Annotated in this window: 13 protein-coding genes and 1 pseudogene; 5 read left to right on the top strand and 9 right to left on the bottom strand. The window is 38.3% G+C overall.

The features are described from left to right. Positions 1-52: 52 nt before the first annotated feature. Positions 53-403 (bottom strand): hypothetical protein, encoded by a 351-nt coding sequence (locus tag H6F47_RS24430; protein ID WP_096568307.1) that lies wholly within the window; start codon positions 401-403, stop codon positions 53-55. Between the two features lie 252 nt (positions 404-655). Between H6F47_RS24430 and H6F47_RS24425 the strand changes: the two genes are divergently transcribed. The 4 genes and pseudogenes from H6F47_RS24425 (at position 656) to H6F47_RS24410 (ending at position 4,713) form a co-directional block, all read left to right on the top strand. Beyond that, complete coding sequence (locus tag H6F47_RS24425; protein ID WP_096568305.1) at positions 656-1,561, top strand: cation diffusion facilitator family transporter; 906 nt, start codon at positions 656-658, stop codon at positions 1,559-1,561. A gap of 316 nt (positions 1,562-1,877) precedes the next feature. Then, positions 1,878-2,201 (top strand): annotated as a pseudogene (locus H6F47_RS24420) (response regulator); the annotation flags it as partial. A gap of 5 nt (positions 2,202-2,206) precedes the next feature. Further along, positions 2,207-3,409 carry a PAS domain S-box protein gene (locus tag H6F47_RS24415; protein ID WP_190651390.1) on the top strand — a complete coding sequence of 401 codons (1,203 nt, stop codon included), beginning with the start codon at positions 2,207-2,209 and terminating at the stop codon, positions 3,407-3,409. Between the two features lie 149 nt (positions 3,410-3,558). After that, a complete protein-coding gene (locus H6F47_RS24410; RefSeq protein ID WP_347239107.1) occupies positions 3,559-4,713 on the top strand; it encodes a PAS domain-containing sensor histidine kinase in 1,155 nt (384 codons plus the stop codon). Here the strand turns inward: H6F47_RS24410 and queD are convergent. The 8 genes from queD to H6F47_RS24370 form a co-directional block, all read right to left on the bottom strand. Further along, on the bottom strand, positions 4,710-5,189 hold the full coding sequence (queD, locus tag H6F47_RS24405; RefSeq protein WP_137669059.1) for a 6-carboxytetrahydropterin synthase QueD: 480 nt from the start codon (positions 5,187-5,189) through the stop codon (positions 4,710-4,712). The genes H6F47_RS24410 and queD overlap by 4 nt on opposite strands. Positions 5,190-5,219: 30 nt before the next feature. Next, the gene (locus H6F47_RS24400) at positions 5,220-5,510 is read right to left on the bottom strand and encodes a DNA methyltransferase (RefSeq protein WP_242027486.1); all 291 of its coding nucleotides are present in this window, start codon (positions 5,508-5,510) and stop codon (positions 5,220-5,222) included. 152 nt (positions 5,511-5,662) lie between these two features. After that, the gene (locus H6F47_RS24395) at positions 5,663-6,181 is read right to left on the bottom strand and encodes a DUF29 family protein (RefSeq protein ID WP_096568293.1); all 519 of its coding nucleotides are present in this window, start codon (positions 6,179-6,181) and stop codon (positions 5,663-5,665) included. Between the two features lie 205 nt (positions 6,182-6,386). Next, positions 6,387-8,009, bottom strand: coding sequence for a glutamine-hydrolyzing GMP synthase (guaA, locus tag H6F47_RS24390; RefSeq protein WP_187038858.1), 1,623 nt, complete (start codon positions 8,007-8,009; stop codon positions 6,387-6,389). A 336-nt stretch (positions 8,010-8,345) separates the two neighbouring features. Then, positions 8,346-9,461 carry a cobalt-precorrin-5B (C(1))-methyltransferase CbiD gene (gene cbiD / locus H6F47_RS24385; RefSeq protein ID WP_190651392.1) on the bottom strand — a complete coding sequence of 372 codons (1,116 nt, stop codon included), beginning with the start codon at positions 9,459-9,461 and terminating at the stop codon, positions 8,346-8,348. A 248-nt stretch (positions 9,462-9,709) separates the two neighbouring features. Continuing rightward, a complete protein-coding gene (locus H6F47_RS24380) occupies positions 9,710-10,009 on the bottom strand; it encodes a hypothetical protein (RefSeq protein ID WP_190348612.1) in 300 nt (99 codons plus the stop codon). Positions 10,010-10,170: 161 nt separating this feature from the next. Next, positions 10,171-10,761 carry a DUF3177 family protein gene (locus H6F47_RS24375; protein WP_190651388.1) on the bottom strand — a complete coding sequence of 197 codons (591 nt, stop codon included), beginning with the start codon at positions 10,759-10,761 and terminating at the stop codon, positions 10,171-10,173. Between the two features lie 349 nt (positions 10,762-11,110). Beyond that, entirely contained in the window at positions 11,111-11,353 is a 243-nt protein-coding gene (locus H6F47_RS24370; RefSeq protein ID WP_190348614.1) for a Calvin cycle protein CP12, read from the bottom strand. Between the two features lie 345 nt (positions 11,354-11,698). Between H6F47_RS24370 and H6F47_RS24365 the strand changes: the two genes are divergently transcribed. Further along, the gene (locus H6F47_RS24365) at positions 11,699-12,907 is read left to right on the top strand and encodes an FIST N-terminal domain-containing protein (protein WP_190651387.1); all 1,209 of its coding nucleotides are present in this window, start codon (positions 11,699-11,701) and stop codon (positions 12,905-12,907) included. Positions 12,908-12,984 lie beyond the last annotated feature (77 nt).

Genomic DNA, 12,984 nt, shown 5'->3' with positions numbered 1-12,984 from the left:
CCCTAGTCACCAGTCCCCAGTCCCCAGTCCCCAGTCCCCAGTCCCCAGTCACCTATCCCACCTGTTCTAAATACTGGTTAATATCCTCAATCATGCGAGTGAGTTCAGCTTCTGTGGTTAAGCGAATACCAACATTACGAACTGTTAACAGCACTTTTGCTGCAAAGGGAGTAGGCCAGATATTGGGATTACAAAAAACTTCTAAAAATACCTCTCCTGTGTAGCGATACTCTAAAGGAGGTTGGGGAGTAACTTTACTACCAGGTGTAGGTTTAGCTGCAACAGCTTTGAGACTGAGCATTAATTGATCTATTGCTGCTTTTAGTTCTCTTGCTGCTGCGGGTGAGAAACTGAAAGATATAGAACCATCTCCTAGATTTAATGTTAAAGGGGTAGAAGACATAGGGCTTTTTGATTAAAACTTCTTAGTAATTACATATATTATCAATTGAAAATTGACAATTGACAATTTTTCTATGGGTATGGGATTTTAGCTGACTTTATTTAAAATTAATCTCAATAATTGGGCGAAAAATTGAGAGTTTATGGAGAAGAATATTCGTTACTGCGTAAGACTTTGATACATTTTATTTGTGTTTATTTTTGCTTTAGGTCTTAAAATAGAAATTATAGATCGTGATATGATCAATGTGCTATGACTTACGATAACCGTGCGGAAGTTAAAAAAGTTTTAATTATTACTCTGCTCCTCAATTTATTCGTAATGGGACTCAAAGCATTTGTGGGGTACTCAACAGGTTCTCTGAGTTTGTTGGCTGACGCATTGCATAGTGTGACAGATAGCGCCAATAATGTTTTAGGATTAGTTGCTAGTAAATTTTCTTCCCCCCGTCCAGATCGAGAGCATCCCTACGGACATCATAAATTTGAAGCTGTGGGAGCTTTAGGAATAGCGGCGTTTTTAGGTATAGCTTGTTTTGAAATTCTCCAAGGAGCTATTGAGAGAATTATTAAAGGTGGTTCAACTGTGAAAATATCGGGTTCTGAGTTGTGGTTATTGCTAATTGTATTAGGAGTAAATATATTTGTGGCGTTCTATGAACGTAATGTTGGTAGGCGGGTAGGTAGTTCAATTTTAATTGCTGATGCTACACATACCATGAGTGATGTGTGGGTGACTATTTCTGTGTTGGGGGGGTTAATAGGAATTTGGTGGTTAAATTTTCAATGGTTAGATGTGGTGTTAGCTTTTCCCGTAGCTTTGTTAGTATTTTGGAGTGGATGGTCAGTTTTAAAAGAGAATTTACCTTGGTTGGTGGATCAGATAGCGATCGCACCTGAAGCTATTCATGCGATCGCAATTTCTGTTCCTGGAGTAATTAATTGCCATGATATCGCTTCTCGTGGTGTTTTGGGTCGTCAAGTTTTTATAGAAATGCACTTAATAGTAGATGCACCAGATGTAGAAACTGCTCATAATATTACCGAAGAAGTAGAAAGTCAACTACAACAACGCTTTAGTCCAGTGAGAATTTTAATTCATGTTGAGCCACCAGCATACAAATCTGAAAGTATTACCTTTGAAAATGGAGCAACTTAACGAAGGCAGGGGGCAGGAGGCAGAAGGCAGGAGGCTTATTGTACGGAGATTTAAACCCTGCTCCAAAAACACAAAATTTTTGCCTTGATTCGGTATAATATTAATATGGTTCAATAGATTTTCCATAAACAAAGATTGTAAAAAATTGTGTAAAAAAATAAATTTCTAAATTCTCTACCAATGTATTTTATTACGTCCTGTGTGTGTAGATAATTTATACATTGATTTTCCATAATTATCAGTAAGTATAATCATAAATTATGAATCAAATAAATCAGAACAATATCATTAGTAATCATCTCATTAGTAATTTACTGCCCTCGATTACCTATATCATAATGGCATATATGGTGACATCCAAACTTATCCCCATCCAGCAATTATTTTACTGGATCTGAATTTACCAGGAACTGATGGTAGAGAAGTTTTACAACAAATTAAACAGGATGAAAATTTAAAAAAAATTCCTGTCGTTATATTCACCACGTCTTCTAATCCCAAGGATATTGATATATGTTACCAATACTCGGTTGCTAGTTATATCTTGAAACCTATAGATATCAAAAGACTAATTAAAACTATTCAAGTTTTTTTAACCTATTGGCTAGATATTGTCATTCTTCCTGAGACTTTTAACTAATAACTATGGTGCAACCACGAACTGTTTTAATTGTTGATGATTCCCCTGAAGATCGCCAAGTTTATCGTCGTTATCTCCAGCAGGATCAGGAATATATCTACACAATTTTTGAAGAAGAATTGGGACAGGAAGCATTAGCTTTATGTCGGCAGTTTCAACCTGATGGAATTTTATTAGATTTTGTGTTACCCGACTTAAATGGATTAGAATTTATCACGGAATTAAAACAGCAAACTCATGGCAACATACCAGCAGTAATTATGTTAACAGGGTATGGCAATGAAGCGGTTGCTGTGCAAGCTATAAAAAGTGGTGTTCAAGATTATTTAGTCAAAGGTAAAACAACAGCAGAACTCTTATGTTCAACCGTCAATTCAGCTATTAAAAACGTTAATTTAAGTCAGGAATTACAACGCAGTGAGGAGCGTTTTCGTACTTCTGTAGAAAATATGCTCGATTGCTTTGGCATTTATTCGGCCATTCGCAACCAAAACGGTGAAATAATTGATTTCCGCATTGATTATGTAAATGCAGCAGCTTGTGAATGTCACAGACTCACAAAAGAAGAAATAATAGATAAAAGACTGTGTGAAATACTCCCTGCTTATCGAACTAGCGGTATATTTAATGAATATTGCCGAGTTATAGAAACAGGCAATCCTGTAATGAAAGAATCCCAACAATTTATATACAGTCATAGCCAGAAGCAATTAGCTAGATATTTTGATTTTCGTATTGCCAAAATGAAAGATGGCTGTGTGGTTTCTTGGCGAGATGTCACTGAAAAAAAACAAGCAGAGGAACGGTTGCGGCAAAGTGAAGCCCAATTCCGCAGAATTGTCGAATCTAATATAGTTGGTATCTATTTTGGTGACATCGGTGGGCAAATTTATGAAGCTAATGATGCCTTTCTGAAAATATTGGGCTACACCCGTGAAGAATTTGCAAATGGCAGTATTCGTTGGGATATGATGACACCTTCAGAATACAAAAATCTAGACCAACAAAAAATTCAAGAACTACAAACTTTGGGAATTTGCACTCCCTTTGAAAAACAGTATTTTCACAAAAATGGTTCTCGTATACCAGTGCTATTAGCAATTGCCTTGATAGAAGGTGAAAAAAATGGCTATAATGTCTGCTTTGTTCTGGATTTAACCCACATTCCGCACCCCCCAGTGTCACAATCGGTAATTTCGGATTTTTGAAGACCTTTGAGGATAATTTTAATACAAAATGGTCTAAAGTTTAGGTAGCGATCGCCAATCTCAAATCCCCAAATGACCATTTTTCGTTGTGTGACAGTTTAGGGTGCGGAAGGTGGGATTTAACGCAACACAAACAAACTGAAGAGGCATTGCGCCAAAGTGAACAATCATACCGTTACTTATCTGATGCCATACCTCAATTGGTGTGGATAGCGAATACTCAGGGTGAATGCGTTCATGTCAATCAAAGGTGGCTAGATTTTACAGGACAAACCCTTGAGCAAGTGATAGGATATGGCTGGACTAAAATAGTGCATCCAGATGATATTCCCATTGCGATGGAAGCATGGTTAACAGCTTTACAAACAGGGAAACCTTATGAATTTGAAAAGCGTTTGAGAAGATATGATGGCGTTTATCGCTGGTATTTAGTGAGAGCAGTACCCATTAAGGATGAGTGGGGAAGGGTTGTCAAGTGGTTTGGGACGAGTACAGATATTGAAGATAGCAAGCAGTTGGAGGCAGAAAGGGTCCGGCTTTTAGAAATGGAAAAAGCTGCCCGTCTGGAAGCTGAACAAGCGAACCAAGCAAAAGATGACTTTGTGGCGATGGTATCCCATGATTTGCGATCGCCACTCAATGCAATTTTAGGTTGGGCAAACTTACTGCGAACTCGGCCTTTAGATACACATACTATCAATCGTGCCTTAGAAATTATTGAACGAAATGCTCACTCCCAAGCCAAACTTTTGGAAGACTTGCTGAATATTTCCCGCATCCTACGGGGCAAGCTACAGCTTGAAGTCAGTCAAGTTAATCTAGTGTCTATTGTGAATACAGCTATAGAAACTGCTTATCCAACTGCAAAAGCTGAAAATATTTTCCTAGAATCAGTAATTGCTGAGTCAATTCCACCTATTAGGGGAGATGCTCACCGCTTACTGCAAGTTTTGGGTAATTTAATTGCCAATGCTATTAAATTCACTCCTTCCGGGGGAAGGGTGAAAGTGAAACTGTCACTGGTTGACGATCAAGTTACAAAACTCAAATATACTCAAATTACGGTTAGTGATACAGGAATTGGTATTAGTCCAGAGTTTTTACCCTTCGTATTTGAACGCTATCATCAATGCGATGGGCTATCCTCCACCATAGGTGAACGCAATCATAAAAAAGGCGGTTTAGGACTAGGTTTAGCGATCGCTCGTCATTTAGTAGAATTACACGGAGGTACAATTGAAGCCTCTAGTCCTGGTGTGGATAAGGGCGCTACTTTCACCATTAAATTGCCAATTTCTAGTTAAATGATGGTTGTTAAATTAACATCACCGTCATCATCACTTTCACGAGAAAGCAGTAAATTCAAACTTTCACCAGAATTTAACCAGCCTGATCTGCGATTTTTAGAATACAAACAGATAGATGTACAAGTTTCATCAATTCTCACTGCTGTTAATCCTGGTAATCCCGCTTCCTCTAATTTCTCATATATCCAAGCCGCAATTGCTTCACTGGTTGGTGATTCCAAACCCGTAGATTCATTTAAATAATAATGATCTAAATAATTATCTAGTAAGGGTTGGAGATATTTTTTAAGATCTGAATAGTCCATCACCATTCCTTGTTTAGCACCTTCTTGCACTAAGGTATTAGCAGATATATAAACGACTCCACGCCAACTATGTCCATGCAACCGGGCGCATTTGCCGTCATGGTAAGGTAACTTATGTGCTGCCTCAAAGCGAAATTCTTTACCTATTAACCATTGATTATTAGTCATTCTACTCCTGTATATTTGATTTTTTTGGTTTTATAAAAGTTTTTCTCCTTGATATTCTGTCCATGCTAAAACTCGTCTTAAACCAATTTTTAAATATTCTTCTTGCAGTTCAATACTAATAGATTTTCTTCCTAAACGTTTAGCTAAAGCAGCAGTTGTAAAAGTTCCCGCAAAGGGATCAAGTATTAAATCTCCTTCATTACTACTTGCTAACATCATTCTTTCTATTAATGATTCTGGTTTTTGTGAAGGATGATTTTCATATTCTTTCATTTTATATCTCACATGAGAAAAATACCAAACATTCCCAGGAACGTTCATAAGATTGAATCATACATGAAATCATACATAATTAGGGGTTGCTGAAAAAGTATTTTTTAGGAGGTAGGAAATAGTTAATCAAATATTCTTCAAGTTCTATCAGGTCTTGATATGATTAAACCGCAAAGAACGCAAAGGTAAGAGAGTTAATTTTATTTTTTTCCTAATTTCCAATTTTCACCACCTGGTAATTGAGTTAAATAATTATCAATGACTGCTGGCAACTCTTTAACTGAGTAATTATAAGTGAGTCTTAATAAATTTTCTGCTTGTTCAATTATTTGTTCTTTATCTACCATTTCTGTCAGTTGAAAGGGGCTGTAAATACCATTCATTACTTCTTCACTGGCATCTCTAATGGCTTCTTCAAATTCATCTTCTAAGATTGGTTGCCATTCATCTATTTTCACATAATAGGAGGTTTTATTATCCTGTAAATTTATTTTTTTTATTTCTCTAACTGAACCACGAATTGAATTTGCCCAAGAATTAGTTAAGCGTTTTTCTATTTGATTTTTAATCAAATGAATTATTAATCTTACTAGGAATGATTGGATATTCCTAAAAATTGCTTGTCTACTCATTCCCTCTAATTCGTCTACTATAGCTAACGCATCTGTATAACGCTGTTCTAAAATACTATTTCTGAGGTCTATTAATTCTTGTGTCATATTTATACTAGCCTCAATTTACATTCTTGATAATTTCATTTTCACTAGATTTAATATTACCAAGTTTCTTATATTATAGCAGGAGGCAGGAGTTATGTATTTTGGATTTTGGATTTTGGATTTTGGATTGTTTTTGTTAACTCCAATCTAAAATCTAAAATCTAAAATCTAAAATTTTCTTCCCCTGTCACCTGTCAACTGTCACCTATTCCCATTCTATAGTTCCAGGTGGTTTGGAGGTGATATCAAACACCACACGGTTAACACCTTTCACTTCATTAACGATCCTGGTAGAAATTGCCTCTAACACATCATAAGGTACACGCGCCCAGTCTGCTGTCATTCCATCTTCACTGGTGACTATCCGTAAAACTATGGGGTAAGCATAGGTTCTTTTATCACCCATTACGCCCACACTACGAATAGGTAATAATACGGCGAAGGCTTGCCAATAGTCGTGATATAAGCCTCTTTGGTTGATTTCTTGACGGACAATTAAATCAGCATCACGTAAAATATTTAACCTTTCGGCTGTCACTTCGCCTAAAATCCGAATCGCTAAACCAGGACCGGGGAAAGGTTGTCTTTGAACAATTTCTTCTGGTAAACCAATGGAACGGCCTACTTTACGAACTTCATCTTTAAAGAGTTTCCGCAAAGGTTCAACAAGTTTAAATCTCAAGTCTTTGGGTAAACCACCAACGTTGTGATGACTCTTAATTTTCACTGCTACTCGTTCACCGGTTTTCGGGTCAACGTTAGTGTCAGCAGATTCAATCACGTCTGGGTAAAGTGTACCCTGTGCTAAATAGTCAAAGTGACCAAGCTTTTTGGATGTTTCCTCAAAAACGCGAATAAATTCATGACCGATAATACGGCGTTTTTCTTCTGGATCGGTAATACCTGCAATAGCAGAAATAAAGCGATCGCGTGCATTGACATACTCTACGTGAATATGAAACTGTTCTTCAAACAATTTTAACAACCTTTCTGGTTCTAATTTCCGCATAAAGCCTTGATCAATAAACACACAGGTTAATTGATCACCTATAGCTTTATGTAGCAAAAATGCCAAAGTAGAAGAATCTACACCGCCAGAAAGTGCTAATAATACCCGTTTATCTCCCACTCTAGCGCGAATTTCCCGAATTGCTTCTTCTACAAAAGCCGCAGTCGTCCAAGTAGGTTCACAGTCGCAGATGTGGTAAACAAAGTTACGAATTAATGCTAAACCACCCAGGGAATGTACTACTTCAGGATGAAACTGTACACCATAAAATTTTTTATCATGGTCAGCAATAGCCGCACAGGGAGTATTTTCTGTATGTGCTAATAATTCAAACCCTGGTGGCATTTTTGTCACTGAGTCACCATGACTCATCCACATGGTTGTACCATCTTCGACGTTGGTTAACAAGTCCGTGGGATCATCTATATATAATGATGCTTTACCATATTCACCCCGATCCGCTTTGGTGACTTCTCCTCCCAGTTGGTTAACCATCAACTGCATCCCATAGCATACACCTAAGATGGGGATGCCTAATTTCCAAATTTCTGGATCACAATGGGGCGCGTTTTCGCTATAAACTGAATTGGGACCACCAGATAAAATTATCCCTTTGGGGTTGAGTTTCTGTAAATGTTCTGCTGTGGTGCGATAGGATAGCACTTCAGAATATACTTGAGTCTCGCGGATACGTCTAGCGATTAGTTCTGAATATTGAGAACCAAAGTCTAGAATAACAATCATTTGGCGATTTAACTGCCCCAAATTTTCCTGAGTTTGGGGTGCTGCTTCGGTTGGTAGAGTCACCGCTGTATTCATGATGGTGAGAGTGTGTCTTTGATAGTAAAAACGTCAGTTACCATTTCCGGCTTTTTGGGCTAATAGCTTTTTAGGCTAATAATGGTCGAGAAACCTAAATACAGCAAATTTCATGTTGATGAGGTACACAAGGTTGGGTAAGGATATCCAACCCACATAAGTAAATATTATGAAAATGTGTACTACATTATACTGATATATTACTGTATATAGATACGACTATGGCCGCACCTATTGAGCCGATAAATTTGGCTTATTATTAACCGCGAAAAATCACTCTGGAGTAGGTATACAAAAAATTATTTATTTGCTTTATTTATGATTATTCATATTAAGTTAACATAATTTTTCCATTAAGACACAACCAGTTTTACTCTTGATGATAATTTCTCGGTTGCGGTCGAAAAGCACAGAACCGCATACTGTGGTGTTAATATCTTGGTCACGATGACTTTTGATATATTCTTGAGAGCGAGTATCAATGGTTTCGGCAATGCTGCCATAAACTTGATCAGTCCAATTACTAGCAGTTTTGCTATCTAAGTCTCGGAGATGTTTTAAAGCTGCTTCTGCGGTGGGACTGTGAAATACTACCTCTACTTCGGCAGATGGTAAACCCAAGATAGCACAATGGGCAGCTAAAATTTCCCGTCGGCCATCTGCTAGGTGGTGATGGGTGTGAAAAATTCCCCCTGCTAGTTTCATTAATTTTCCATGATAACCAAATAATAAGATTTCTTGGACTCCTAAAAGATTTGCTTCTACTAATAAAGGTCCTAACCAGTTGGCGGTTTTTACCAGTTGTTGCGGGTTTATTCCCTGTTTTTGTGCTAAGTCTAAGCCATTTTCGCCAATACAAAAAACTAAACTTTGAAACTCACTAGCTTTGTTTTGTAAATCACTGCGAAAAGCTGTTAGTTGATCTGGTGTGCTTAAAGGTTGGGAAATACCGCTTGTTCCTAATAAAGATAGTCCTTCAACTACTCCAAAAGCAGCGTTAGAAGTTCTCACTGCCAGCGATCGCCCTTCTGGTAAAATAATTGTGACGATGATTTTTTCCCCTGGTGCTAAAAGTCGCTGCAAGTTTTCCGTTAACAACTTTTGAGCATAAGTATAAATTGCAGCTTTTTGTTCACCATTAATTTGCTTGCCAACTCCTTCTCCACCTTTAATAACAACACTTTCACCTTCTCCGTGATACCATTCTACTGTTGCCCAAATTGGTGTATTTTTTGTCAAGTCTAGATTATCACCCGGATCACTGCGAGTAATAGCTAAAGCTGCATTTTCCGATATTCCCGCTACTTGCTCAATTGGTATTTCTGCTATTTCAGCAGGTGTAATTAAATCAATATTAATTACATTTAATGGTTGACGATGACGCAACCAATGTAAAGCCGCAATAGCAGCAGCACCAGCAAAAACGGGGAGAGTGTAACCAGAACGGGACATGATAATTGATAATTGATAATTGATAATTGATAGTTGATAGTTGATAATTGATAGTTGATAGTTGACAGTTGATAGTTGACAGTTGACAGTTGATAGTTGATAGTTGACAGTTGATATTTGATAGTTGATAGTTGATAGTTGATAGTTGATTAGGTTATTTACTTCCCCTGTTCCCCCTGACTTCTCCATCTCCCCATCTCCCCACCTGCTGTCACCTGTCACCTGTCACCTGTCACCTGTCACCTAAACTAAACACCTACTTCTAACAATAAAGCTTTCATAGCTTCCCAAGAAATACCTTGTTGAATATAACGGGGAGATTCAGGATTATAAGGACTGGCTATGCGGTCAATAGCTACAATTATGGCATCATCTGGTAATATCGGTACATCTGGATCAAAAGCTGTGGGGCGCATCAAAGAACTAGAAAATCCCTTGAAAACAGCAATTTTATCTTGTTCATCAGCAATATTGATGGTTACTAATAGAACTTCTTGAGGTCGTTTGACGGTGTATTGTTCTAGTCTTTTACCAATGGAATTATTCATCAAAAGGATATTTTACAAGTTAATTGAGTATTTGCATTATTTATTTTTTTTATACGAAACAATCGGGTTGAAAGCCTAGCCTTTTCAGGGGAAAAGTTTTGGTATCGGGGTATAAATCCCCCTCAACTAAGCTTCCTGCCTCTGCCTTATTTAATATGTTACTACTGTGTGGAGTTTCTGCCATGTTTACCTAGTTTTACTAATACAAAATAGCTGAGATAAACTACATAAATTACTAAGCCAATTATACCCAAAAAACCAAGAAAAGCTGGTTTGCTATTATAATGGAAATAATCTTTAAACATTAATGGTGCTTCTAACCAAACTCTACAGTAATTAGATTTGAGGGCATTTTCTGAAAAAGCACAACTTAAGAAAGGTGCAAAACTAATTACACCTAACAGGGAATAAATCGTCATTGCCCAACGCCAAGATGTGAAAATTAATTTCAAAATACTTTTCGGTTGATACTCAATTTCATCGTTGATATCAACCCAAAACCAAAGAGAAATGGGAATGAGAATACGAGCTATTAAACCAGTGATAAAACTGACTGCCAACCCACCAATCATTAAGTAAACTGTGATGGCCAATAAACTGGCAACCCGCCAGTAAATTATTAGCAAGCGTTGTATACCATCTGCTTTTTGTACAAATGCCCAAATCAGAAGAATCAGGGGAATAATTAAGCTAAATAATAATGCTAATCTATAATCCATCCAGACATAGGAGCGAAACCAAAGTTGTGGCATAGTTTTTATTAGTTAATACCGTAGAATTAAGGTTGTTTTTGTAAGCATTCAGCCGTCAGCTATCAGTATTCTGCCTCCTACCTTCGCTAAAGGAGGCAACAAGCAAAAGGCAAAAGACAGAAGTTTTGTAATTTTGACTTTTTACTTTTGACTTTTGACTTGATTTGTCTCCTGATCAGGTTTATGACCAGTGATTTGAGAGATGATCAAAACAATCGGGTCTAAAACCGGACTTCGTGCGGCTACGCTAATGCTATTGAAGGAGAAAAGTTTTTGGAGGGGGGTATAAACCCCATGACAATAACGGCCTCCTGCCTCCTGCCTTAGTTAAGAGTGATTAGCTAAATCTCTAGTCCTCGTAAAGCCGACACTCATCTGCTTCTGGATTAGCATCACAGTATTGCTCTAAAGAGTTTTTAGGTTTGGTTTGACGCTGGTGAGCAGCTTCCGCTTGCAATTCTTCGACTGCATCCCAAGCAGCAGCACATTCTGCGGAGTTGCTGCCGGAAATATCACAGACAACACGAGCTTGTTCAACTTCAGCTTGAATTTTTTCTTGAATGGTGTTGGTTGTTTCTTGAGTGTTTGTCATTGCGTTAATCTCGCTGGGTTTTGTTTATACTAAGTAGAGAAAATCCAAAATTGCGGTTTTTGCTTTAATGTTCGCTTACTATTCTAACCACTTAGTTGCTCAGTTAGACTGCGATGGTGATTATCGCTTACTAATACAGCAAATTACCACAACTATACCCGGATTTCTCTTAATGTTTTAAGATTTGGCAGGGTATAACTACCGAAAAAGAAGCATACAATATATTTAATATTTAAATGAATATAGGAGTAAACGCCCCATTCAGCTTGTCAATTCTGATAAGATGCAATATCTCCCTGGATAACACAAACTACTAGCCTCAACACAAAAACAAGTCCAGCAATCATGGCAGACCAAATACAGTGGGCAAATGCCCTATCAACCCGTCATTCTTTGGAAGCAGCTGTTTCAGATGTGGTAGAACAAGCTGTTTCATCTTTAACAGCACCTGCGGATCTGGGGCTGGTATTCATTTCGTCTGCTTTTGCGAGTGAGTATTCCCGACTTCTACCATTGCTGGCAGAAAAGCTGTCTGTACCAGTGCTGATTGGTTGTGGTGCTGCGGGTGTGGTGGGGACGAACTCAGAAAACCAAATTCAGGAAATAGAAGGGGAAGCGGCGATTAGTTTGACGTTGGCGCATCTTCCTGGTGTCGATGTTCGCCCTTTTCATATTTTGGGCGATCAGTTACCTGATTTGGATAGCTCACCAAATGCTTGGATTGATTTAGTGGGTGTGCCACCATCATCTGTACCCCAGTTTATTTTGTTGTCTAGTGCTTTTTCTTCAGGAACTAATGATTTGTTGCAGGGCTTGGATTTTGCTTACCCTGGTTCGGTGGTTGTGGGGGGACAGGTCGGCGGAGGTTTTGGCAGCGATCGCATCGGCTTATTTTGCAATGATCGCTTATATCGTCAGGGTACTGTGGGTGTGGCTTTGAGTGGTGATATTGTGCTGAAAAGTGTTGTCGCTCAAGGATGCCGTCCTATTGGTGAACCATTACAGGTGACTAAAGCTGAACGCAATATTATTTTGGAGTTGGATGAACAAGTTCCTTTGACGGTGTTGCGGAATTTAATTGATCGCCTCAGTGATGAGGAAAAAATGCTGGCGCAGCATTCTTTGTTTGTGGGGTTGGCAATGAATGAATTTAAGCTTTCTTTAAAGCAAGGTGATTTTCTCATTCGCAACTTACTAGGAGTAGATCCAGCCGCAGGGGCGATCGCTATTGGCGATCGTGTCCGTCCTGGTCAAAGGTTACAATTTCATTTGCGGGATGCTCAAGCCTCTGCTGAAGAATTAGAATTTCTCTTGCAAGAATATCAAGCTGAAAATAGCAATTCATCCTCTGCTTTAGGGGCGTTAATGTTTAGTTGTGTGGGACGTGGTACAGGACTTTACGGAAAACCCAATTTTGATTCCCAGTTATTTAGTAGTTATTTCCATGACATCCCTATGGGTGGTTGTTTCTGTAGTGGTGAAATTGGTCCTGTGAGTGGTAGAACTTTCCTCCACGGTTATACTTCAGTTTTTGCAATTTGTAGAAGAAGGTGACTGGTGACTGGTGACTGGTGACTGGTGACTGGTGACTGGTGACTGGTGACTGGTGACTGGTGACTGGTGACTGGTGA

The organism is Sphaerospermopsis sp. FACHB-1094, assembly GCF_014696195.1.
In the GTDB taxonomy this organism is placed as follows: domain Bacteria; phylum Cyanobacteriota; class Cyanobacteriia; order Cyanobacteriales; family Nostocaceae; genus Sphaerospermopsis; species Sphaerospermopsis kisseleviana.
This window is presented reverse-complemented; position numbering and strand designations above follow the sequence as displayed.

Coding starts and splice junctions, on each gene's coding strand:
- guaA (WP_187038858.1), bottom strand. CDS start 8,009: ATGAATACAGCGGTGACTCTACCAACCGAAGCAGCACCCCAAACTCAG.
- H6F47_RS24375 (WP_190651388.1), bottom strand. CDS start 10,761: ATGCCACAACTTTGGTTTCGCTCCTATGTCTGGATGGATTATAGATTA.
- H6F47_RS24395 (WP_096568293.1), bottom strand. CDS start 6,181: ATGACACAAGAATTAATAGACCTCAGAAATAGTATTTTAGAACAGCGT.
- H6F47_RS24400 (WP_242027486.1), bottom strand. CDS start 5,510: ATGAACGTTCCTGGGAATGTTTGGTATTTTTCTCATGTGAGATATAAA.
- H6F47_RS24370 (WP_190348614.1), bottom strand. CDS start 11,353: ATGACAAACACTCAAGAAACAACCAACACCATTCAAGAAAAAATTCAA.
- H6F47_RS24430 (WP_096568307.1), bottom strand. CDS start 403: ATGTCTTCTACCCCTTTAACATTAAATCTAGGAGATGGTTCTATATCT.
- cbiD (WP_190651392.1), bottom strand. CDS start 9,461: ATGTCCCGTTCTGGTTACACTCTCCCCGTTTTTGCTGGTGCTGCTGCT.
- H6F47_RS24380 (WP_190348612.1), bottom strand. CDS start 10,009: ATGAATAATTCCATTGGTAAAAGACTAGAACAATACACCGTCAAACGA.
- H6F47_RS24415 (WP_190651390.1), top strand. CDS start 2,207: ATGGTGCAACCACGAACTGTTTTAATTGTTGATGATTCCCCTGAAGAT.
- H6F47_RS24425 (WP_096568305.1), top strand. CDS start 656: ATGACTTACGATAACCGTGCGGAAGTTAAAAAAGTTTTAATTATTACT.
- queD (WP_137669059.1), bottom strand. CDS start 5,189: ATGACTAATAATCAATGGTTAATAGGTAAAGAATTTCGCTTTGAGGCA.
- H6F47_RS24365 (WP_190651387.1), top strand. CDS start 11,699: ATGGCAGACCAAATACAGTGGGCAAATGCCCTATCAACCCGTCATTCT.